Genomic DNA, 23,502 nt, shown 5'->3' on the forward strand with positions numbered 1-23,502 from the left:
GGTGCCTGCTGTGGCGTTGCGTTCCACGCGTCCGATGTATTGCACTTCGGGGCTGGTGGCTTTAATCTGCGTGTCGTTGGCAGCCTGTGCTGTGGTTGGAACAAGGGCGGCGAATAGGATAATGAGGACGGCGAACATGTATTTAAGTGCGGGCTGTGTTGAAGTGGCCGTGTTTGTTGCACCTATATAATAAGGTGTGTGGATGTTGCAGATGGGGTTCATGTTGGTGAGTTAGGTTTTTGTTTACGTTACAATGATGACTGATTAAGCGGTTAGGCTGCTTTACCTTAATTGAGAAATGCCTATCGGGTGGGGTTAAAAGCAAACATTGCCTGTGGCTGTTTGGCAACCGCAGGCAATGTCGTTTTGTGCAGGAAAGCAACCCTTTGTAGGGTGGGCGAGTGGGCTAGACTGACGTTTTGCGAGCAGAAAGCCCCTTCGCCATGCTTTTCTCGATGCTTATTGTTTCACTACCTTGCGCGTTTTGCCTTGTGCATCTTTGATGATATACACGCCCTTACGATCGGCTTTGTTTACACGAACGCCGTCGAGGGTGTATATTTCCACTTGTTTGTTGGCCTCAACGCTGGGCAAATTGTCAATGCCTGTGGCTACGTTGATGGTGTAAAGGCGATATTTGCTTAGGTCGTTGCTGGCAACCAGCACGGTGGCCTTGCCGTTTTCTACGGTCTTTGCAACCAACATGCCTTGTCCCTTGGTCTTCACCATGATGTCGTCGGCAGTTGCGTTGCCTACAATATGGGTGTATTCGGTGGTGTTTTCTGCGAAGTTTGCAAGTGCTTGACCCTTTATGCTGATGCCTTCAACGCCAAAGTTGTACACCAATTCGAGGTCGTCTACGTATAATTCGTCGCTTCCGCTGCCCTTGCCTGCATCGGCGTTTGTAGAAAGCGTAACGAGAATGGCTTTCGGGGCGATGCTGTTATTAACGTAGTTGAAGGGGATGGACAGACGTTTCCATTCGCCTTTGGTGTCGGCAATCTCGTTGTTAATGGCCTCTGCCATCTTTTTGTAGGTCTTTCCCTTCTCTTCTGGCAGCTGATAGTAGGTGCCGTCGGTAATCACCGCCTTGGCTGTTGCGTACGGATGGTCGGCAGAAGGTTTGCCTTGTTTGAACTTCACCCAAAGCGTAAGACTGTCAGGACGGCCGCTTAATTCGGTGTAGAATGGGTCGCCATTGCCGTCTTTGTCCTTATTGGCGAGGTCGAGGAACGAGTTGTTCTTGGCGTTGGAAGCGGTTGATGAACCGGCATTCAGTCTGCCTGTCGTCAATGTTCCGTTGGCAATAACGCTGAAAAAGAAAAAGTCTAGCTCTCTCGACTTAATTAAAACGCAGCTTTTTCCCGTTGAACCAGGGCGAGTTTGGTCGCTGCTGATGGCCGCATCTGTTTGTGCTGAACTAGCAAACCTGCCCGTAACGCTCTGGAACGAGTGCCAGCGGTTTGGCTCTTTGCTTTCCCCGAAGGTTTCAAAGTTGCTGTTAGGCACTTGATAGCCTTCGCCGAACACCACTTTAATAGTCATTCCATTAAAGTTGATGTCGATGTTGGCATGTAGCTTGTCGCCTGATTCTTGTGCAAGGAGGTTGATAGGCACATTGCCTAAGCTACTTATTGGCACGTTTCTGTTGGCTTGAAGTAAGCGCGCATTGCCCAGAGCGTAGGGCGTGGCGGGGATGTTGATGGTGCCAATGTTAAGTTCTTGACCGCTTAGGCTAATCGAAAAGTTTTTCAGCGAGAGGGTGTAACTGCCATCGCCTTGTTGGTCTACGTCGATGGATGCAGTCTTGTTGCTGAGCGTTTCGCCATTAACCGTTACCACAAGTCTGCCTGTGTAGCTTTTGGCAAACGCGGTAAATGCGCCTAAGGCGACGAATAATGTTGTAAAAAATCTTTTCATACTATTATAATTAGCGACGAACGTGATGGAGTTCGCCTTGTTGAACAAGTTGCAAAGCTAATACTTTTTTTGATATGAAGTGTTCTTTACACAATATAAAATGCTTAATTTGACATATTTTACGTAACTTCGCAGTATGAAACTTGGAATGTTATTGTTTATGCTCATCCCTATTGTTGGGCATATATATGTGTTTTGGCATGTTTGGAACATTGTTCCACTGCATAATTGGCTGAAAGTCATCCTGTTGGTGTTACTCTCATTGGGTTTCATCTCACTTCTTGTGGGCTTTGGCGCAGGACTAGATAAGATGCCAATGCCCCTTGCCACGGGCGTTTATGAATTTGGAACGTCTTCGGTTTTCGTTCTACTCTATGCCGTTATGTTCTTTCTTTTGCTCGACATGGGCAGGCTGGCGCATCTTGTTCCCAAGCATTTCGTGTATAACAGCCTGCTTGGAACGCTCACCGTATTGGGTATTTTGCTGGCCGTTTTTGTGTATGGCAACATCCATTATAACAATAAGGTGCGACAAGAACTGCATCTAAACACTTCCAAACACTTGGACAAGCCGCTCAAAGTGGTGATGATTAGCGACCTGCACCTGGGTTATCACAATCGTAGGGCGGAGTTCGCGCGTTGGGTGGACTTGATTAACGCCGAGCGACCAGACCTTGTGCTCATCGCCGGCGACATCATCGACATAAGCGTGCGGCCGCTGTTGGAAGAGCATGTAGCCGAAGAATTCCGCCGAATTAAGGTGCCAATATACGCTTGTTTGGGTAACCACGAGTATTATAGTGGTGATGCTAACGCCGAAAAGTTCTATCGAGATGCCAACATCAACCTGCTACGCGACAGCGTTGTGCAGGTGATGAACCTCAATATCGTGGGGCGCGACGACCGAACCAATGGGCGAAGGGCATCGCTTAAAACACTGATGGGCAAGGTAGACCCCTCTAAATACACCATTCTGCTAGACCATCAGCCCTACCATTTGGAAGAGGCGCAACGGGCGGGTGTAGACTTTCAGCTTAGCGGACACACACATTATGGGCAGGTTTGGCCCATATCGTGGATTGAAGACGCCATTTACGAAGATGCATATGGGCCGTTGACAAAGGGTAATACGCGCTATTATGTAACTAGCGGCATTGGCATTTGGGGCGGAAAGTTTAGGATTGGCACGCGTAGCGAGTATGTGGTGGCCACAATAACGAAGAGTTTTTAAGGGTGATAAACACTTAGTAGGGAGGACAAGACAAAGAGAAAAGTGCTCAACCACGAGGATTTTGACCACAGATGAAAAGCAACTTTAAACTGACACAGGCGCACCTTAAAGCATGGTTTGGCGAGTTTAACCGCGATTATTTCGGGGGGAAATTGCCCGAACCGCGTTTAATACTGTCGCGTTCGAGAACGCAATTGGGCTCGATGCGCTGTAAAAGACGGGCGGGGTTGGGGCGAGTGGAGACCTTTGATTACGCTATACATGTGAGCATACTGTTCGAACAAGACGAGAAAGGCTTTAAAAACGTGTTGCTGCACGAGATGATACATTATTATATAGCGTACAACAATATCCAAGATACGGCTCCTCATGGCGATGTTTTTAGGGCGATGATGAACAAGTTAAACCGCGAATACGGCTGGAACATGAAGGTTTCTGAAAGGGGAAAGGCTTTGCAGGTGGCGCAAGAGCATGTTCCGCAGCGCGAATATCTGGTGCTAGCACTGTCGCTTTCTTCGGGTAAAAAGATGTTTTCGGTAGTTTCGCCGAGCAACTTTCGTAAGCTAGACGGGCAAGTTAAGCGCGTTAGAGAGGTGGAAAACTATGGTTGGTATATTTCAAAAGACGTGTATTTCAACGGCTATCCGAAGGTTAGAACGTTGCGTGGCGTGCCTGTTGCGCCCGATTTTTTCGATGAAATGCTGAAAAAGATGCAACCTTTGGTTCTTCCCGAATAAAAGATGTCGGCACTTGTAGCGCGAGATTGTGATGGGGCAATGGCTTTGGATTGTCCATTTTAGAGCAGCGGGGAAAGCAGTCGGATAAGCGACTCCCATAATCGGGCAAGGAAAGGACGGTGTGCAAATATGTCGGGACTGTCTAGTACGATGCACTCGGCCTCGTCGGTTAAGAACACTTCTTTCATCTTCAAAGCCATCTCCTTGTCGTAGAAAAACACATTGGCCTCGAAGTTGTTTTCGAAACTTCGGAAGTCAACATTGGTGGAACCGCAGGTGCAAAGACTGTCGTCGCACACCAGCAGCTTGCTGTGGTTAAAGCCAGCGCAGTAAAAGCAAATCATAACTCCTGCCTCCAAAGCCGCTTGCACATAGGAGCGGCCTGCCCACTCAATTATTTTAGAGTCGGTTCTTGCAGGGAGCATCAGGCGGATGTCTACTCCTGCTTGCCTTGCTGTTCGCATAGCGAAAAGTATCGGCTCGGTGGGCAAGAAGTAAGGTGACTCCATATAAACGTATTTCTTGGCTTCGAGCAGTATGCGCATGTAGCCTTGCATGATGTCGGGCCAAGGCGAAACAGGGCTGCTCGTTACCACTTGCGCGATGCAATTGTTGCTAATTTGCGGCGAAAGTACGGGATAATACACCTTGTCGGTGATAAGTGTGCGCGCCATAAAGTACCAATCCACCAGAAAAGCACGCTGAATGCCGTACACCACGCCGCCTCGAAGGCGCACATGTGTGTCGCGCCATTCTTGCTTTCGCGTGCCTTTCACGTATCGCAAGGCCACGTTCATGCCACCGATGTAGCCCGTTCGGCCGTCGATAATGCAGAGTTTGCGGTGGTTGCGGTAGTTCATCTTGCTGGTGAACATGGGAAAACGCACAGGCATGAACGACTGCACCTGTACGCCACCCCGCGCCAAGTGGTCGAAAAAACTGTTGCCAACGCTCCAACAGCCCACATCATCGTATATCAGACGCACCTCTACACCTTGCTTGGCCTTGTCGATGAGGGCGTCGGCAACCAGTCGGCCCAGTGCGTCGTCTTCAATAATGTATGTGCCTAGGTGTATATGGTGGCGCGCTTGGCCTATCTCGGCAAGCAAGTCGAGGAAGAAATCGTGCCCTGTGGTGAATATTTCCACCTCGTTATCCTTGTAGGGCAGGGCCAGGCTGAGGTTGGTGAAGAGGTTGATTAGTTCTTTGTGGGCGTCGGGCAGTTGCAGTTCGCCCTGTTCAACGTATTCCAGCATGCTGCGTTTGGTGAGCCTGTCCATGCTCCTTTGACTGATGAGGCGTTCCTTGCGCGTGTTTTGTCCGAAGAAAAAGTAGAAAACGATGCCCACCACAGGTACGAAAGTAAGCACAAGAAGCCACGCCATGGTCTTGGCTGGCTGCCTATGGTCCATCAGAACTCGCACCATCACGCCAATGGTGACGATGATATAAAGTGCGATTATGGCCGTGTGGAGATATTGCATAGGCATACTTGTTGCTACTCTTGCTGTCGTAGGGCTTTTGTGTTGCTGTCTGGAACGAGACAAAATAGCGAAACTAGTCCTAGTTCGGCCCGTTTCCTCGTTCTGTTTTATAGTGGGAAAGCTGTTTCACTCCGTTTGGTTCGTACCGCTTTACTCGTTCTGTTTTACAGTGGGAGAGCTGTTTCACTCTGTTTGGTTCGTACCGCTTTCCTCTCCTTACATTATGCACAAAAATACGCATTGTTTTTATAACTACAAAATAAACGGCTCACAAATACAGGCTTCTGGCATGATTTAAACATTTGTTTAAAAGAAGTCGTCTCGACTTTAAATATTTCTTTAAATTGAGGGGTGTGGGACAAGTCAACTCACTGGCTTATAAACTTACGAAACCCAACAACTCCCGAATCCGCCACCTCATCAACAAAAGCCTCACAAACTAACCCATTCAAAAACTTAAAATAATTATTTTTATTTTACGATATTGTTCTAATGATCACTTCGTTCTAGCGAAAATGTAGGCCGAAAAGTAGGTAAATAACTACTGTTTTGGGCTTTTTACACCTTCCATCTTGTCTGTATTTGAGAAAGAAACCTGCGTTTTGCACCATTTAGCCTTTCTAGTTTGGTTGTTAACTCATAATTCTTCAAGCCCGATAACCAGCTTTTAGACCATAAAATCTAACTTTTTAACGGCCATTTCGCTCTTTTCGTACATGTGTTTCATGGTTCGAAAGGGTTTTATTTATACCATTGCAGCGGATATTTATGCTTTTCGTTTCGCATTTAGCCACATTTTGCACGGCATTTAGCAGCATTTTACCTTGCATTTAGCACCAAAACGCACTGCATTTAGCACCAAAACGCACTGCGTTTAGCGGCATATTGCACTGCATTTAGCACCAAAACGCAGTGTATTTTGCTGCAAATAGCCCCAAAACTGGTGCAGACAGCTGTTCCATTAAATAAAAATTCATTTTGTCGCATTCACAGGCTAACCCTATTTTACATCAAAACAAACCTTCGCGAGAATCGATTTTTTGTGGTTAGGTGGGAGCTTGGTGGTCGAAAAGGATACTCATAATGTTAAATTTCTTACTAAAAACTAGACAAAGAGCAATCGTGCCATATACACGCGTAGGGATAAAGGCACAGAAAGCACGTACGCTTACTACCGCCAGCGCGAGCGGTTGTAGGGCAAGCTGCTCACGGCCAACGGAAACGGCATCATGCAAACGCAGAAGACATCTGCCATTGACAAGCGGTTTTTAACCTTGTGGAGACTGCTTTGAATGACTTCAGCCTGATCACCTTTTGAGGCATTGCCACATTTTGCCACCAACAAACGGAACCGACTCTCAGATTTTGTCGTGTCTTTGTCAGGAACTTCGTACATGAGCGTGGTGTTTGTCTTGGTTTTACAGCACAAAGACATAAACCCCTCTCTAATTGTAGAAGTATTAAAGGTCAAGACGGCTCCAAGAAGTGTTGCTTTGAAACCATTAATGTCTTTTGTTTTTTTGTAGCTCTTATTTGGTTTGCGGTTTCAAAACGTCTGGCAAGTATTCGCTTTGTAACAGGCATTGTTCCTTATTTGATATTGCTCTAACTTCTTTTTGTTTTGTAATAAAAAAATCATGGTTTTGTTTCTTTATCTTTTGCTAAATGCCTATCTTTGTAAGCGATAAGAAACTGTAAGCAATTAGAGAGGTTTGGATTTGCAACTTGTTTGCAATAACGTGAACCATCTTTTTGTAAGAGAGATGTGTTTTTTACATTGACACAAGTGGGTGCTGCGAGGCCGATGAACAGGCAACAAAGTGCATCCCCCCAACTGCAATGGACGAAAACATGGATGATAGACGTGAACCATGAAAGGCTTGTTGAACTTTGAACCACACATTATATATAAGGTGACGTTCTTTGTTGATGCGAGGAAACCACAAGCATAGGCATCAGTCGGCAATGGCAGACTGGCTAAACGTAGGAAATGCGCTTAGAACTTTGCCAGTGGGTGATAAGTGACGAATACCAAGAAAAGTAGAACAATTATTTTTTGTGATTAGATGTTGACTGAGATAACGACGCATGCAACCACTCGGCTAAGTTCGCCCGACCTGGTAGGGATCTGTGTCCTAATGTGAAGGGTAACAATTGAAGAGGCGTTGATGGAGTGGGAACACAAGTGTCGTATGGAACACCGAAAGGGCACGCCAAGCAAGCGTAAGACCGCCCTTTCGTGGGTGAGAAGATTGGATAAGGGAAAAGATGAAGAAAAAAGGCGCGGTAGGCAACGACGGAAGACAAGAGTGAAGGGTGGAGGAAAAAGATACATATTTTCCACTCAATGTAGGCACCCGTTGAGAGGAATGCCTACTGCCCTTAGGCATGGGCGAGCAGCTTTTAGCTCGTCCATGTTTCTTCTCTTTAAGAAGTAAAATGTTTGTAAAAAGAAATGTGCCCATTTTGTTTTATGTTATATGGCATCTTTGTGAATTTTATTTACAAAATCCTTGCATCGTTAAAGATTAATGCCTAACTTTGCGGTACGTTAGTTTTGAATTGAGAGTTGATAAATGCTTATCTACAATCGTTCTTTTACTAAACGCTATTCGGTTGCTCCTAGGCGTAGGGGAATGGAAATCGAAAATATAGAGCATAAATTTTCTATACATGAGGACATGATTGTGTGAGTGTTCATAGGCAATACAATGCCTTTGAATTTGACCGGTAGGACATGAAAACATAATGTTTTGGTGATCATGAAAACATAAAAGCTCTTATATGAATTAAGGAAGGCAAATGGTCGTATGAAACAATCTAGTTGGAACTCGTAATTTTAAATGAGGGCGAAGAATAGATAAATTGACGTTTTGATAAGGAAAGTAGACAAAAGAAAAGAGAAGAAGATAAGGTGATACCAATACCTTTCATTAGACCAATTGCACGATGACGAATGTGATTGAACGTCCATTTGTGTCGGAAGGCGTGTTGAACAACCCCCTTGTGCAAGGCCTGAATATGGCTGATGCTAACTTGTTGCTATGCAGGAAGTATAAAGTAAATGGGGGAAAAGGCCACGTTAGTGGGGTAGCACCATTGGTGTGTAGGCTTAATTGTTTACAGCACGCTGTAAAGTAAAAACAACATCCTCGTGCTATTTTAGCAGGAGTGTGATAGTTGTTGCCCTCTTAATGAACAAAAAACGTTGATAGAAGTATGGGCCGTCAGGGCTGTGCTGCATGGTGAAGTTGTTTAGGCCGCTTGCTCGTAGGCTTGTTGGCAATCAACCAGGCGTACCTTGATGGAAGAAGAATATGAAAAAGATTAGAAGAAATGTTTGGGCGTATAAATTAACCCGACGTTGAAACGATTGATGATCGGATGGAGCGCATCATGCCGTGTGGTAATGAAGGGAAGTGGACAGTGCCACTAACAATGTGCATTAAGGGGATCAGAAGGTTATGATGAGCAATAAATAAAAACCTCTGATTGTTCTCTAAGCCCCCTCCTGCCAAAAGCATTAGGATTTGCAACGGCATGGGCTAACCAAGAAACCTGCCTTAGGCAGTGTATGCGGAAACTGAAAGCATATAGGGGAAGGGGCACAAGCCCCTTACCCCAAGGGAAAACCATTTGTGTAAAATGGGAATTGGGCTTGTGAAAGTCTGTGATGGTAACAAAGAATGATTTAAGAAAACTGATTTTATTAAGAAGACTGGTCCTAATTGAATGCGTTTTTGGACCGTTGTCTTTATTGACTGTTCGCATCTTCAACTGTCCAGCGGGACATGTTTGGTTAAGCTGTACCTACATTTAAACTCTCTAAGGTGCGGGCAGGAAACACATACATAATCCAAATAACCACGAGAACACAGAAGACCGCTGCGACGAGATGTCCCAGCGGTCTTTTACCTTATATGTCCGTCTTGGCATAGAGTGAACGCTGGGAATTCTTTCATCTTACATAAGAAACAACAGAGTTTTGTTCAAACCAAGCAGATTGTTGGGATAGATCTGTTTCGTGTGGCAGTGAAGAATATTATCTAAAGGGGGAGAAGGTGAAAGAGTGAAAAGATGAAAGGGTGGAAAGATGGCTAATGCCTTTAAAAGGTGAAAGGATGAAAAGTGAAAAGGAGAGAAGGTTAAAGGGTAAAAGGTGAAGGGTTGAAAAGGTAAAAAGGTAAAAGGGTGAAAGAGTGAAAGGGTGAAAAGGCGAAAGGTAAAAGAGTGAACGGATGAAAAGGTGAAAGGTTGAAAAGGTAAAAAGAGATGGTTGTGCCTATTAACTCATCGTCTCTTAACTTGTTAACTTTCAGCTAAAGATGATGAAAAATGCAGGAGCTATTAAGACAATGTCATCTCATTAACTCGTTAACTATTCATGTTGAAAGAATGCTGCGCCTATTTATTTGTTCTCCCATCAAATTCTTACCTGTTAACTAGTCTGCTCCTTGCCTTGCCAACTGGCAAGTGTGGAAAATGGCTGTGTCCATCGACTGGTCAACTCACAAACTTGTCAACTAAAAAGGCCAAAGGGATGACTTGGCGGCTAACTTGTCAGCTTGTTTACTCTGTTTTTGTCCTCTTTTTGCACGAATTTTAACATTGTAGACTGCGTTCGGCAGCATTCACCCACTACCTCTTTTTACATCAAAACCAACCTTTGCAAGAATTGATTTTCTGCGACAGGGTGGGCGGCTGGTGGACGGGAAGGGAGCTCATTATGTTTAATCCCCTGTTAAAAATGGACGAAATGACTATACCATATAATACATGCGCGTAGGAAACGGCATGGAAAACACGTACACTTATAGTCAAACAGAATTGGCTTTGTAGAACCATAGCTGCATCGTAAACAAACAAAAGTCATCCTTTTCCTCTACATAAAGGTTTATTGGTGCTATGCTACGCACGCCTTGCATTCAGCCAACAACCATTTTCCAAAAGCAATTCTGTTTGACTATAACTACTTTCTGCGCGAGCAGTTGCAGCGCAGCATCCTATCAATCCTAAGCAAGTTTACGAAAAGATAATGACGAGAATGGTAAGAATCAAAGAAGACGCTTGAAGGAGTAAAAAAATAAAGGAGAACGTATGAGTTCCTCTAATGGAGAATAGGTAGATGCTGTTTGAAGGGGTCAAAAGAACAAAGGAGAACGCATGAAGCCAACTAGGCCAACAACCATCAGCATGAGTTTGAAGGGGTCAAAAGAACAAAGGGGAATGCATGGGCGTTCCTTATTCCCCATTCTTCAATCAGTGCGCAGCGTTAAAATGCAGAAAAAAAAGTCTGCCTTTTGTTGCTTTTTTAGAAAATATCAACTAAATTTGCAGTGTCGGTATAAAAGCCGATATAGTCTTTACCTTGTCGCATAGATGCCAAATAAAGGGAAACATCATGCTCTTGGTCTAGCTAAATAACGAATTCATATAACTAAAACCGCATTACCATGCCCGAACAATTCTCACTTTACGTAATCATCGGCATTGCCGTTGTTATTTTAGTACTCTTCTTTTTTGCATCCTATGTAAAGGCTCCGCCCTCGTATGCTTACATCATATCGGGTCTTAGCCGCGAACCACGTGTGCTTATTGGTTCCGGAGGTTTCCGCATTCCATTCTTCGAGCGACTCGACCGCGTGTACCTAGGACAGATAACGGTGGACATTAAAACCGAAGAGAGCGTGCCAACAACCGACTTTATCAACGTTGATGTCGATGCGGTGGCCAAAATCAGAGTGACGCCAAACGCAGAAGGAACACGCTTGGCCGCCAAAAACTTCCTCAACATGACACCCATGATGATTGCCGAACAGCTGCAAGACTCGCTGCAAGGTAACATGCGTGAGATTATCGGTACGCTAGACCTGCGCTCACTAAATACCGACCGCGATGGTTTTTCAGATCAGGTGATGCAGAAGGCACAACACGACATGGCCAAATTGGGTATCGAAATCATTTCGTGCAACATACAGAACGTTACCGATAAGGAAGGCCTTATACACGATTTGGGCGCCGACAATACCGCCAAGATTAAGAAAGATGCATCAATTAACCGCGCCATCGCCGAACGCGACGTGAAGATACAAGTGGCTCATGCCGACAAAGACGCCAACGATGCACGTGTGGATGCCGACACGGCCATTGCGATGAAGAACAACGACTTGGCCTTGAAACGTGCCGAACTGAAAAGACAGGCCGACACTGCGCAGGCTGATGCCGATGCCGCATACTCCATCCAACAGCAAGAACAACAGAAAACCATCAACATTAAGACGGTTGAGGCTGAGATTGAAAAGACCAAACGCCAACAAATTCTTTCGCAAGAACAAATCGTTATCCGCCAAAACGAGCTGTCTGCCGAAGTGGAAAAGCGTGCAGATGCGGAGAAATATCAAGTGCAGAAGAATGCAGAGGCCGACTTGGAACAACGCAAACGTATAGCCGAGGCACAACGCTACGAGGCCGAACAGCAGGCTATGGCACAAAACGCTGCATCGGATGCCACGCGCTATAAGCTGGAACAAGAGGCACAAGGTATCAAGGCCAAAGGCGAGGCCGAGGCTTATGCCATATTGAAGAAGGGTGAGGCCGAGGCACAAGCGATGGACAAGAAGGCCGAAGCCTATAAGAAATATAACAATGCTGCCGTTGCCCAGATGATGATTGAAGTGTTGCCGCAGATTGTAGAGAATGTGGCCAAGCCCATCAGTGCCATCAAAGACGTTAACATTTACAGCGGCGACGGCAATGGCATCAGCGCCATGAGTGGCAACGTGCCTGTGGCCATCAAGCAAGCGTTCGACGTATTGAAGTCGGCAACTGGCGTAGACATGGCCGACATCATGAAGGCTGGCTCAATTCAGGCCAAGACAACGAGGAACATTAACCTCAATGGCGAGGCGCAAGAAGTGGTAGACGGCTTGAAAGATTAGCCCTTGCCACATTCTCCTTCATGGTCTTTGGCTAGTAGACGAGTTAACAAGTTGACGAGTAGGCGTGTTAACAAGTTGCCGAGTAGACAAAGCTGTTTGCCTAACTCGGAGCTCATTCGCCATTTAACCCAAATTGGTTGTTGAGCCTGTGCAGATTTTTTGCTTGTTGAGCGTATTGTCTGTCTTATTCTTGCAGGCGTAGCGAGCTACGTCGAGAGAATAAGACAGGCAATATGCTGACAAGCAAACGAATGATAAACAGGAAACGACGGAAACAGCCTAAAACCATTGATAAGCGGTCTAATGAACCGATTGGGGTTAAACAAAAACGTTCTTTTGTAAGAGCCAGATAAAATTGTCCACTCACAAAAGAGCGTTTTCATAAAGCCCAATGAAACAACGCGAAAATGGAATGTCCCTTGTCCACTCCTCAACTTGTTAACTTGTCTGCTAACCCAAGAGCGTAACTGCTAAACCTAGGCTTAACTACACTGTGTTTCCTGCAAACACAGCGTCTTTCTACATTCGTTTTTCGTTTGTTTGCAACTCGTTATCAAGCGTGTGGTTAGCAACAAATTAAAGGACCTTTTTCATAGCGAATACGCATTATTCGTTGGAAAAATCACCCCAATTCAGCTTGTCAATGTCGGCTATTTCAGACAGTTTGATAAGCTTTTTACGTTTTATTTTGCTCTTAGTCACCTTATAATGCTCCTCCTTTTCATTGTCATCGACGTTGAGATTTTCTTCGTATACCCTTGTGCGTGTAGAGAAGTTGATGTCTAAGTTATAATAAGTAACGTACCTAATGCAACGATTATGGTAATAACCAATCAACTCAAAATCGTTGTTTTGGTATCTAAAAATATAGTTCCAATACCCATATCTATTATGACCATAATAAATCTGCAACGTGTTTTTGCTGATTTCCAACTCCAATTCGGGTGCATCAGCTATTCCCCCATCCTCGTTTTCGGAAGAAAAACAAGTGTCGTTCCTTAATATCTGCTCATAACCATTCTTACGTTTAAAGAGAATGATAAGCCCACGCCGATTGCGATCGAGCCGTCCGCGACATTCGTCATCTACCCATTTACTCTTTTCAGTTCCCTTTATCATCAGCACCACGTCGGGCTTACCGTCTTTATTAAGGTCGCCCTTGTATTGTTGAAAAAGCGAATATCCTTTGGGAACAAACGCCTTAGGATCTGTTTTCAACTCCATTTTGGGTGCTGTGGCAAGCCTCACGCTGTTTTGCACGAGGCCTTGTTTGGACGTTGTAACCTTTAAACTTTCTTTTCTCGTTCCTCGAAAAGTGTGTTTTCTCGCCATGACAATGTTCGAGCAAACTCGACATTGTTCATTTGGCTTACGAAAACTTTCGCTTTTCGCTTGCTTGCAGCCCATTGTAAAGACCATAACTAGCAATAAATGATATTTCCTTAACATAACAATAGAGTGTCAATCATCCTTTGGTAAATCCAAATCAAGTTCGTCGAAGTCGGTTATCTCCGATAATTTGATGAGGTTTTTCCGCTTAAACTTGATTGTTTTCACCTTAAATTCCTCTTCCGCCTCATCTTCATCTGCGTTAATATTCTCTTTATATACACAGGTGCGTGTAGAGAAATTAACATCCGTGATATAAAGAACAACTGGACCGCGATCGTAACTACCAAAATAACCAATGAGTTCGAAATCGTTATTTTGGTATCTAAAAATGTATTTCCAATAGCCATAACGCCCATGGGCATAATGCAATACCAGGGTGTTATTCTTGATATAGAAGTCTAATTCGGGTGCGTAATATACACCTCCATCCTCGTTTTCGGAAGAAAAACACTCGTCGTTCTCGGCTATCAGCTCGTATCCGCCATCGCGTTTAAAAAGGATGATAAGTCCCCGACGATTGCGATCAAGCCGTCCGCGGTATTCATCATCCACCCACTTGCTTTTATCGGTTCCCTTTATCATCAGCACAACGTCGGGCTTGCCGTCCTTATTAAGATCGCCTTCGCATCCTGAAAACAAGACATACCCATCGGGAATGAATTCCTCGGGATCTGCTTTCAGCTCCATTTGAGCCACAGCCACGGGTTTCACACTTGCTTGCACGGTGTCTTTTGTCGGCACCGTGTCTTTCCCACTTTCGTTTTTCGCTTGCTTGCAGCCCGTTATCAGGGCAAGAGCAAACAACAAATAAAAAATCCTTAACATCATATACACCTGCTATTCATCGTCTGGCAAACCTAAATCAAGTTCGTCGAAGTCGGTTATCTCCGATAATTTGATGAGGTTTTTCCGTTTAAATTTGATTGTTTTCACCTTAAATTCCTCTTCCGCCTCATCGTCATCTGCGTTAATATTCTCTTTATATACACAAGTACGCGTAGAATAGTTGACTTCGAGAATCCTAAGAGTAACAGGCCCTCTACTAGAATAACCATCATAACCTATCAGTTCGAAGTCGTTATTTTGGTATCTAAAGATATAGCTCCAATACCCATATCGTCCATGCAGGTAGCTTATTATCAGTCTGTTTTTGTTTATCTCCAAACGTAATTCGGGTGCGTAATACACACCTCCATCCTCGTTTTCGGAAGAAAAACACTCGTCGTTCTCGGCTATCAACTCGTATCCGCCATCGCGTTTAAAAAGGATGATAAGTCCGCGGCGATTGCGATCGAGCCGACCACGGTATTCATCATCCACCCATTTACTTTTATCAGTTCCCTTTATCATCAGCACCACGTCTGGTTTACCGTCCTTATTAAGGTCGCCTTCGTATCGAGAAAACAAATCATACCCTTCGGGAATAAATGCCAAAGGGTTGGTTTTCAAGTCTGTTTGAGCCACGTCCACGGGTTTCACACTTGCTTGCACAGTGTCTCTTGTTGGCACAGTGTCTTTCCCGCTTTCGTTTTTCGCTTGCTTGCAGCCCATCATCATGGCCACAACAAATAATAGGTAGAACGTTCGTTGCATAACTGGGGTTAGGTAATTGGTTGTTTCAAACGCGGTGGAGAGGGTAAAGGCCACTTGTAATTACGCCTTACAGTGACAGAAAATATGGCTCTTAGTGCTATACATACGATGCACTTAACGTCCCCCTTCCATGCAAAGATAATATATTTCTTTGTTTTTTACGTTTCAAATCTACATTCTTTTTGTCATCACGGTATAATGATTGTCCAATACGCTGTGTATTAATGCTGCTTAGCGTGTCTTCATGCGGTTTGCCAACAGCGTATGTCTAAATGTTATTTATATTACGAATTGTTGCTGTATCGCTAAAAGGTTTGAAACAGCAAATGTGGTGTTTAGGTTGTCGACAAATAGAAAATTGGTTTCACCTCCCACCAAAAGCTGGCCCCTCTCTGGTCTTCATAAGCGCGATATGGCGGACTGCCGATTGGGGTTAAAGATGCAATAGGGTGAAACGTGAACACCATACGCGCCTCGTAGCTCTATATCATTACGTCAGTAAAGGCTTAAAATTGTTCGCATCATTGCGCCCATCCTGTTTAGTCTTATCATTCATGCTGGCACATAGCCGTTGTCCTTATCTCGTAAAACGTCTATTTGCAATTTGTTAATACGGTAAATACATTTTACAAATCACGTTCTTCGGTCGAACCATTCTAGAAGAAAATAACCGCTAAAAGCCATATAAAATGCGCCCAGACGATAAAATTTAGGCATTTTTTGAGTGCTTATCCCCTCTGTTTTTAGCCATTTTCTATGCTTTTGCATTTCTCTTTGAAGAAAAATTCTCCCAAATTTGCATCCACAACTACTAGAAAATGGAAGTTAATCGCTAGTTGTTGCAACGCATTTTGCATCAAAACGCATTGCAATATGCAGCAAAACGCATTGCATTTTGCACCAAAACGCACTGCAATATGCACCAAAACGCAAGGCAAAATGCAACGAAACGCGAGGTGAAATGCTGCAAAATGCAGCCAAAACCCACCAAAAACACCATTTTAAGCGTTATTCATAGGCATTTTGACCAATTGGAATGAAAAACTGCTTGGTGGCGTTTGGTTGAGCGTTCCATGTCGTTTTGCCTCCCTAATACGTGCTAAAAAGTATGTTTTTGTGCCTTATTTCTCGTAAATATCAATGAGTCAAGTGGTTACAAACTTTAAAAATACGCGCGAAAATCCAGCCGATACCTGGAAATTTTACGGCGCGGGCACTCATAATGTTAAATTTTGGTACAAATATTTTACAATCTTATGGATGTTATTCAAAGCCATTGCATGACTTTGTTGAGTTTAATCCTTGTGCCAGTAAAAGAGCACTTACACGGAAGAACTTTTGGGATGAATGATAGTCTGAAAGGGAAACTTACCTTTCGAAAACGAATTCCGCAACGCCTATTGATGAGCATTGCGGATAGAGAAACCGAGCCGATTTGAAGTTTAGCGGACAGCAATAATTACAATTAAGCCAAACCTACATCATGTGGCCACCTTCCCAACAGGTCTACTACATCATTATCCACTATGTACCACCGCATGGGCACGCGCCCCAATCCTGTAAAATAATATAAAATTAACGCTTTAAATTTGCTTTCACATGCAATATAATCGCACAAACAGAGTTTGTTACTATATAAAAGACTAACAACTATGATGATGAATGAGGCATTGCCAATAATCATTGCTTTTCTACTAAGCGTGTGTTTTGGGTTCGTTTTCATCCCTGGAATACTGAATTTCTGCAAGGAGAAGAACATCTACGACATACCTAACCAACGAAAGGTGCACAAAACGTTGGTGCCCCGATTGGGCGGTTTGGCGTTCGTTCCTGCCATAACCTTGTCGATAATAGTAGCTGTTGGCGTAATGAGCGTTGGCTTTACCGAACCAAAGATACAAGTAAGCCTATGGAGTATGGCATTCTTGGCCAGTTTGTTGCTGGTTTATGCCACAGGCGTTGTAGACGATCTCATTGGGCTTAACGCACACGTGAAGTTTGCTGTGCAAGTGATTACAGCTTGCGCACTACCCCTTTGTGGTCTTTACGTAAACAACCTTTATGGTTTTATGGGCGTACACGAAGTGCCTTATTGGCTGGGATTTCCCCTCACTGTATTCATCATCGTGTTTATAGACAACGCCATGAACCTCATTGATGGTATCGACGGGTTGGCCGCAGGCTTGTCTATTCTAGCCCTTTTAGGCTTTCTGTTCGTCTGCGGCAATGCACAACTTATACCATACGCAGTTATCGTGGCCTCGGCAATCGGCATACTAATCCCCTACATGCGCTTTAACATCTGGGGTAAAGCCGAACAAAACCGCAAGATTTTCATGGGCGATTCGGGTAGCCTAACGCTGGGTTTCATCCTCGGTTTCCTCTTTGTGAAGTCGGCCATGCACAATCCACCGCTCATGGCAGCATCTCCCGAACGCTTTGTACTGGCTTACAGCCTGCTTGTTGTGCCAGTTTTCGATGTGGTTCGGGTTGTTTTGCATAGGCTCCGCACCCGTCGCCCCTTGTTCTCTGCCGACAAAAATCACATTCACCATAAGCTAATGCGCTTGGGTATGACCCAGCATCAAGCCCTCATATTTATCCTTGGGCTTGCCATTGCCTATGTTGCCATGAACCTTTTGCTTTTCCCACTAGTCTCGATAACGGGTATCGTACTGATAGATGTGGCCACTTTCACCCTCTTTCAGCTTTTGCTTACTCGCAAGGTAGAACGAAAAGAATTGAAGATTGCAGCATGAAAAGACTGTTCGACCTCATCGTTTCGGCTCTTTGCCTCGTGATTTTCTCACCGCTTATCTTGCTTTGTGCCATCGCCATAAGACTAGACGATGGCCTACCTGTTATCTATACGCAAGAGCGTATCGGGCGTAAAGGAAAGCCTTTCTTTATCTATAAGTTCAGAACGATGCGCATGGATGCCGAAGAAAACGGCCCTATGGTACTGGAAGTAGACGGTGACGACCGACTTACACGTGTGGGTAAGTTTCTTCGCGAGCACCATCTCGACGAGTTGCCGCAGCTTTGGAACGTGTTTAAGGGCGATATGTCTTTCATTGGACCACGCCCCGAACGCCGTTTTTACATCGAACAGATTATGGCAAAAGATGCTCGTTACGAACAACTTTACGCCTTACGCCCAGGTGTAACGTCGTATGCCACGCTATATAACGGTTATGCCGACAGCATCGAAAAGATGCTTAAACGCCTGGAACTAGACTTATACTACCTGCAAAACCGCTCTTGGTGGATGGACACGCGCATTTTAGCCTGCACGTTCTTTAAGATTGCGGGCGGTAAGAAATTTTAGTTTCCTCTCCTCGGCAGCCCTACTCGGTTTCATCTACCAGCCATCCTTTGTTTCGTCCGCAAACTTCCATCGGCTTAGTAGGCCACAACTTATTCCAAATAAGTAGCATACTAACTAGCAACCAGCACATTCCCCACCCATCTTCTTTGTTACAAGAACATCTCGCGGCAAAACTCCATTTTATTTTGCCTGCAAATAAGATTGAAAAATCGTAACTTTGCAATTACACAACAATCTAACCCCACGTATGCAAAAGTTCATATCCTTAACATTGATAACACTTTCGTGTCTTTCATCTTATGCTCAGGTGGAACAACAAAGTTCGTTACCCACAAAAGAGGACACAACAGCCATAGATAGTGCGGACTATTGGAGAAAACTCGACTTAAACGAGGTTATAGTCATTGCCGAAAAAACGGTGATTGACCACAAACCCGACCGCATAGTGTATTACACAAAAAACGACCCGTATGCAAAAGGGCTAAACGGAGTGGAAGTAATGCGCCGTCTTCCGCGTGTGTCTGTCGTAAACGAGGCAGTAAACGTTGCAGGTAAAGCCAACGTTCGATACATCATTGACGGGCGATTGCTGGAAACTTCCGAAAGCGAAACCTTGATGAAACTAAAATCCCTGCGTGCAGACAACATCGAACGAATAGAACTTTTCACCCTAGCTCCTGCCAAATATCCTGCTGCCGACAACGTGTGTTATATTGCCATCAAGACAAAACGCGACGAAACACTTGGTGTAAGTGGCAACGTGGACGCCAATCTCATCGTCAAAGAGAGCCTCAACAGCTATTTAGGAGGCGGCATTAGGCAAGCAACAAAACGCGTGGACTACTCCATAGACCTTAATTTCAACCGAAACAAGGGTATCAACGACATCATTAGAGAGTACACTTTTGCCGACCACATTAAGCAGTCTCAACGTAGAAACGATTTCACCAATAAGCTTTTTAACCTTAACGCCTTGCTGAAATACAGGCCAACCGCTACAATTGAAACAGGCCTTATGCTTAACCTTGGCACAGAACGACTGAAAAGCGAATTGCAAGACCAAACCATCGATCGCGGACTTAGCTATCATTCGCGTGCTCATTCACCATCCAACCCCATTAATGCCACGACCCTAACAGGGTATGCCGATTGGAATTTAGACAACAAAGGCAAACTGTTGAGCCTAACATACAACTACTTTAACAAGACAACCAGGTCCACCTCGCACATTAGCACCACCGAAGGCGCATCGTCATCAATGATGAACAATTCAGGAAATAACAGCTACAAGATACACGCTGTCAAGCTAGACGCTACGCTCCCTTTCAATGCCTTCAATATGGAAATAGGGGCAGCCTATACGTCCATTAGCAATACATCTGCCATAAGCACCGAAACTCTTACAGGCGGCGTGTGGACTAAGTTGCTAGGACAAGACAATGGCTTTTGTTATACAGAGAAAACAAACGCCGCTTATGTAAGCCTTTCGAAAGATCTTAGTGCCAAATGGTATGCTCAAGCTGGTCTTAGGTTCGAGCACACCCACCTTACGGGAAGGAATGTAGCCGAACATAACAAGCAATCTTACAGCCGTCTTTTTCCCACACTCAACCTAAGTTATAGGGCGGAAACAGGCTATTCCCTATCCGCTGCTTATTCCATGGGGATTAACCGACCACGATTTAGCGACCTTAATCCATTTAGATATTACACCACAACAACCGATTATGTATCGGGTAACGCCTATTTGTCGGCAAGCATCACTCACAATGCCGAACTTTCTTTCAGCCATAAGGGATTGTATGCCGTTGCCTATGCTTACAAGTTGAAAGACGGCGTAGGCTATGTAACACGATTTAACCCAGACAATTCACAATACACAACTCCCCAAAACCACATCAACTATCGAAAATATGGTATATATGCCAGCTATCAAAAGAATTTTACTGCATGGTGGAACGTGAAAGTGGGTGGCGAAATATTTTATGCCAAGTCCCAATCTAGCATTGACGACAGTCAACCTTCCAACTCCACGAGTTGGAGTGGAAAACTAGAAGGAACTAGCGACGTCGCTTTCAACAGTCAACGCACGTTGCTTTTCACCATACAATATCTCCACATGTTTCCCCACGATGAAGATTTAGTCAGGTATAAAGCCCTTAGTTTACTCAACGCAAGCCTGCGTTGGCAGCTTATTAACGGCCGCCTCCAATTAAACCTCTCTGCAAGTGACCCTTTTTTACAAAACATTACTCGAGCCACAAAACATTATTCCGCTTACGAGGAATATATGGAAACAAACGCACATGTACGCAACGTATCGCTCAAAATAACTTACCTATTCGGCGGAAAGAGCGTAAGAGACGTATATAAGGATAACAAAGAGACAGAGTCTAACAGAAGTTATTAGGCCGTTTTTGGGCGAAACGAAAGAAAGACTTCCTTTACCAGCCTCTCCATTTCTTTTCATTGTCTCTGTTTCTCAAAACCATTAATCTTCCATCAACTTGCTTTTATTACGTATATTTTTTGTAAGTTTGCATCAATAATAACTAAACCTGTTTTTGCGATATGGAAATTAAAGACGGCCAAGGCACAACCAAAGCCACAGAAGTGCAAGGCCAAGATGTATTGAACCGCTTTTTTGAAGAACAATTGCAAGTGTGGCCCGATGCCCAACAGCGTTTCAACGACTTGAAGGGCGTATTGCTCAAAGCCGTAACATGCACAGGCATGCCATTTTACGTGCAATGCAATCCTGCGCGCCTTGTATCCACGGGCGCAAAGATTGATAAAGCCGCGCTGGCACAACGTCCTTGCTTTCTATGCGAGAAGAATAGGCCAGCGGTTCAAACGCAAATACCCATCGACAACGACTTCGAGTTGTTGGTTAACCCTTTCCCCATCCTGCCATTGCATTTCACCATACCCGCAAAAGTTCACCAACCGCAACTTATTCGCGAACACTATGGCAAGATGCGCCGAATACTTGAATGTTTCGAACACCTTATCGTGTTTTATAATGGGCCGAAATGCGGCGCATCTGCACCCGACCACATGCACCTGCAAGCAGGAACAGGCACCCATTTGCCCTTGCGCGACAACTGGGAACAGCTTTACAATAATCGCCAAACACTGCTATCCACACCCGACGGCTCTGAACTAGCGGCTATCAACAACTATGCTTGCCCTGCATTTACCATCGTGGGGCGCGATGCCAAGGCCGACGTTACGCTCTTTGAAACCCTTTATAAGGCTTTACCGCAACGCGAAGACGAAACCGAACCGATGTTTAACATCTTGAAATGGCGCGAAGGCGAAACGTATATCACTGTGGTGATACCACGTGACAAACACCGTCCTGCCTGCTATTCGGCCGAAGGCGACGCGCAAATGCTCATCAGTCCGGGGGCGTTAGACATGGCAGGACTGGTTATTACGCCCCGAAAGGAAGACTTCGAACGCCTAAACACGCCCCTACTTGAATCTCTATATAAAGAGGTGGGCATGCCAACGACAACTTTCGAAGACGTGAAACGAAAAATAATGAGGAGCTAAGGAGTTATGGAGTTAAGGAGTTAAGGAGTTAAGCCAAATGCCCGTGAGGCTTTAAGGTTATTTGTTCGTTAGTTGACGAGTTGACGAGTTGACAAGTTGACAAGTTGACGAGTTGACAAGTTGACGAGTTGACAAGTAGGCAAGTAGACAAGTTAACAAGTAGACAAGTTAACAAGTAGACAAGTTAACAAGCCAACAAATAGACGAGATAACGAGATAACAAATTTATATGCGCAGCCATTTTTTCACCTTTTCACTTTTTCACCCTTTCACCTTTAAAAGCCCTTTCACCTTTAAATAACAACTTATGAACCCAGAATACAACGCAACGCCCCAAGTATCGGTGGGCATAATGAACGGTACGGAAATTGTTTTCGTGCTAAACACGCCATATCAGGTTAACAACAGCGAGGCACAAGGCCAGCAAACGGTTTGCCTGAACAAAGGTCGCATTGTTTGGAACGGACAAGAATACGACCAGCTTACCTTCGAACCAACCTCTGCCGAGGCCAACTTCTCGCTCCACAACGTCACCATCGGTGTTAATTTTCATTGGGAGCAGCAACAAACGCAAACCTTTAAGGGCGCACTGCGCTTTGTGATAGATGGCAACAAGATTGTGGCCATCAACCAATTGTCGGTAGAAGACTACCTGGAAAGCGTTATTTCTAGTGAGATGAGTGCCACATCAAGCCCCGAATTACTGAAAGCCCACGCCGTTATATCGCGCAGTTGGCTATTGGCACAGATACAAAACCGCGATAAGAAAACCACAACAACAGGTGCAGCGGCCTTTGTAATGAGCGAAAACGAAATAGTGAAATGGTACGACCGCGAAGATCACACCCTCTTCGACGTGTGCGCCGACGACCATTGCCAACGCTACCAAGGCATAACTAAGGCTACAAGCAAGCACGTTGCAGAGGCTGTGCAGGCCACACGCGGACAAGTGTTGCTATCAGAAGAGGGGATTTGCGATGCCCGTTTTAGCAAATGCTGCGGCGGAATGGTAGAAGAATACCGCTATTGCTGGGAAGACGAAGACAAGCCTTACCTTAAAGTGGTGCGCGACTTGCCTAACCCTGCCGTAGACTTAGACCTAACCAACGAAACCAACAGCGAGGCTTGGATACGCTCTACCCCCGATGCCTTCTGCAATACGCGCGACACACGCATACTCTCGCAGGTGCTTAACGACTTCGACCAAACCACAAAGGACTTCTATCGCTGGCGTTTGGAATATACACAAGCGCAGGTGGGCGAACTGCTAAAAAAGAAATTGGGCATTGATTTTGGCCTGATTACGGCCTTCGAACCCATC

14 protein-coding genes and 1 pseudogene are annotated in these 23,502 nt (G+C 44.9%); 8 read left to right on the forward strand and 7 right to left on the reverse strand.

Features of this window, described 5'->3' with window-relative positions:
* Both BN93_RS18780 and BN93_RS13790 read right to left on the reverse strand, forming a co-directional pair.
* A pseudogene (locus BN93_RS18780) lies at positions 1-222 on the reverse strand (SGNH/GDSL hydrolase family protein); the annotation flags it as partial.
* 237 nt (positions 223-459) lie between these two features.
* Positions 460-1,920, reverse strand: coding sequence for a calycin-like domain-containing protein (locus tag BN93_RS13790; protein ID WP_044260942.1), 1,461 nt, complete (start codon positions 1,918-1,920; stop codon positions 460-462).
* A gap of 136 nt (positions 1,921-2,056) precedes the next feature.
* On the opposite strand from BN93_RS13790, the gene BN93_RS13795 reads away from it, so the two are divergent.
* Together BN93_RS13795 and BN93_RS13800 are read left to right on the forward strand one after the other, a co-directional pair.
* Positions 2,057-3,151 carry a metallophosphoesterase gene (locus tag BN93_RS13795; RefSeq protein WP_019188904.1) on the forward strand — a complete coding sequence of 365 codons (1,095 nt, stop codon included), beginning with the start codon at positions 2,057-2,059 and terminating at the stop codon, positions 3,149-3,151.
* 71 nt (positions 3,152-3,222) lie between these two features.
* A complete protein-coding gene (locus BN93_RS13800) occupies positions 3,223-3,888 on the forward strand; it encodes a SprT-like domain-containing protein (RefSeq protein WP_019188905.1) in 666 nt (221 codons plus the stop codon).
* Positions 3,889-3,947: 59 nt separating this feature from the next.
* Here the strand turns inward: BN93_RS13800 and cls are convergent, their stop codons facing one another.
* Both cls and BN93_RS17775 read right to left on the reverse strand, forming a co-directional pair.
* Complete coding sequence (cls, locus tag BN93_RS13805; RefSeq protein ID WP_019188906.1) at positions 3,948-5,372, reverse strand: cardiolipin synthase; 1,425 nt, start codon at positions 5,370-5,372, stop codon at positions 3,948-3,950.
* 1,171 nt (positions 5,373-6,543) lie between these two features.
* Positions 6,544-6,768 (reverse strand): hypothetical protein, encoded by a 225-nt coding sequence (locus tag BN93_RS17775; protein ID WP_157462888.1) that lies wholly within the window; start codon positions 6,766-6,768, stop codon positions 6,544-6,546.
* 4,057 nt (positions 6,769-10,825) lie between these two features.
* Here BN93_RS17775 and BN93_RS13815 point away from each other — a divergent pair.
* On the forward strand, positions 10,826-12,310 hold the full coding sequence (locus BN93_RS13815; RefSeq protein ID WP_019188910.1) for a flotillin family protein: 1,485 nt from the start codon (positions 10,826-10,828) through the stop codon (positions 12,308-12,310).
* A gap of 606 nt (positions 12,311-12,916) precedes the next feature.
* On the opposite strand, the gene BN93_RS13820 is transcribed toward BN93_RS13815, so the two are convergent.
* The 3 genes from BN93_RS13820 to BN93_RS13830 form a co-directional block, all read right to left on the reverse strand.
* On the reverse strand, positions 12,917-13,534 hold the full coding sequence (locus BN93_RS13820) for a hypothetical protein (RefSeq protein ID WP_232211199.1): 618 nt from the start codon (positions 13,532-13,534) through the stop codon (positions 12,917-12,919).
* Positions 13,535-13,771: 237 nt separating this feature from the next.
* Positions 13,772-14,527, reverse strand: a complete 756-nt coding sequence (locus tag BN93_RS13825; RefSeq protein ID WP_168166866.1) for a hypothetical protein — start codon at positions 14,525-14,527, stop codon at positions 13,772-13,774.
* A gap of 12 nt (positions 14,528-14,539) precedes the next feature.
* The gene (locus BN93_RS13830) at positions 14,540-15,295 is read right to left on the reverse strand and encodes a hypothetical protein (RefSeq protein WP_019188913.1); all 756 of its coding nucleotides are present in this window, start codon (positions 15,293-15,295) and stop codon (positions 14,540-14,542) included.
* 1,652 nt (positions 15,296-16,947) lie between these two features.
* On the opposite strand from BN93_RS13830, the gene BN93_RS13835 reads away from it, so the two are divergent.
* The 5 genes from BN93_RS13835 to BN93_RS13860 all read left to right on the forward strand — a co-directional run.
* Positions 16,948-18,054 carry a glycosyltransferase family 4 protein gene (locus tag BN93_RS13835; protein WP_084768832.1) on the forward strand — a complete coding sequence of 369 codons (1,107 nt, stop codon included), beginning with the start codon at positions 16,948-16,950 and terminating at the stop codon, positions 18,052-18,054.
* Positions 18,051-18,623: a sugar transferase gene (locus BN93_RS13840; RefSeq protein WP_019188919.1), complete on the forward strand. Its 573-nt coding sequence runs from the start codon at positions 18,051-18,053 to the stop codon at positions 18,621-18,623. The genes BN93_RS13835 and BN93_RS13840 overlap by 4 nt, the downstream gene beginning before the upstream one ends.
* A 247-nt stretch (positions 18,624-18,870) precedes the next feature.
* On the forward strand, positions 18,871-21,033 hold the full coding sequence (locus BN93_RS13850; protein WP_019188921.1) for an outer membrane beta-barrel family protein: 2,163 nt from the start codon (positions 18,871-18,873) through the stop codon (positions 21,031-21,033).
* Positions 21,034-21,194: 161 nt separating this feature from the next.
* Positions 21,195-22,181, forward strand: a complete 987-nt coding sequence (locus tag BN93_RS13855; RefSeq protein WP_019188922.1) for a DUF4922 domain-containing protein — start codon at positions 21,195-21,197, stop codon at positions 22,179-22,181.
* 307 nt (positions 22,182-22,488) lie between these two features.
* On the forward strand, positions 22,489-23,502 hold a 1,014-nt coding region (locus tag BN93_RS13860), incomplete at its 3' end, for a SpoIID/LytB domain-containing protein (protein ID WP_052311386.1).

It is taken from the genome of Prevotella conceptionensis 9403948, assembly GCF_000312305.1.
GTDB classification, from domain to species: domain Bacteria; phylum Bacteroidota; class Bacteroidia; order Bacteroidales; family Bacteroidaceae; genus Prevotella; species Prevotella conceptionensis.

Bases quoted from the DNA above. Each gene is read 5' to 3' on its own strand.
- BN93_RS13850 (WP_019188921.1), top strand. From the start codon at position 18,871: ATGCAAAAGTTCATATCCTTAACATTGATAACACTTTCGTGTCTTTCA.
- BN93_RS13835 (WP_084768832.1), top strand. From the start codon at position 16,948: ATGATGATGAATGAGGCATTGCCAATAATCATTGCTTTTCTACTAAGC.
- BN93_RS13820 (WP_232211199.1), bottom strand. From the start codon at position 13,534: ATGGAGTTGAAAACAGATCCTAAGGCGTTTGTTCCCAAAGGATATTCG.
- BN93_RS13825 (WP_168166866.1), bottom strand. From the start codon at position 14,527: ATGTTAAGGATTTTTTATTTGTTGTTTGCTCTTGCCCTGATAACGGGC.
- BN93_RS13830 (WP_019188913.1), bottom strand. From the start codon at position 15,295: ATGCAACGAACGTTCTACCTATTATTTGTTGTGGCCATGATGATGGGC.
- BN93_RS17775 (WP_157462888.1), bottom strand. From the start codon at position 6,768: ATGTACGAAGTTCCTGACAAAGACACGACAAAATCTGAGAGTCGGTTC.
- BN93_RS13815 (WP_019188910.1), top strand. From the start codon at position 10,826: ATGCCCGAACAATTCTCACTTTACGTAATCATCGGCATTGCCGTTGTT.
- BN93_RS13855 (WP_019188922.1), top strand. From the start codon at position 21,195: ATGGAAATTAAAGACGGCCAAGGCACAACCAAAGCCACAGAAGTGCAA.
- BN93_RS13840 (WP_019188919.1), top strand. From the start codon at position 18,051: ATGAAAAGACTGTTCGACCTCATCGTTTCGGCTCTTTGCCTCGTGATT.
- BN93_RS13790 (WP_044260942.1), bottom strand. From the start codon at position 1,920: ATGAAAAGATTTTTTACAACATTATTCGTCGCCTTAGGCGCATTTACC.
- cls (WP_019188906.1), bottom strand. From the start codon at position 5,372: ATGCAATATCTCCACACGGCCATAATCGCACTTTATATCATCGTCACC.
- BN93_RS13800 (WP_019188905.1), top strand. From the start codon at position 3,223: ATGAAAAGCAACTTTAAACTGACACAGGCGCACCTTAAAGCATGGTTT.
- BN93_RS13795 (WP_019188904.1), top strand. From the start codon at position 2,057: ATGAAACTTGGAATGTTATTGTTTATGCTCATCCCTATTGTTGGGCAT.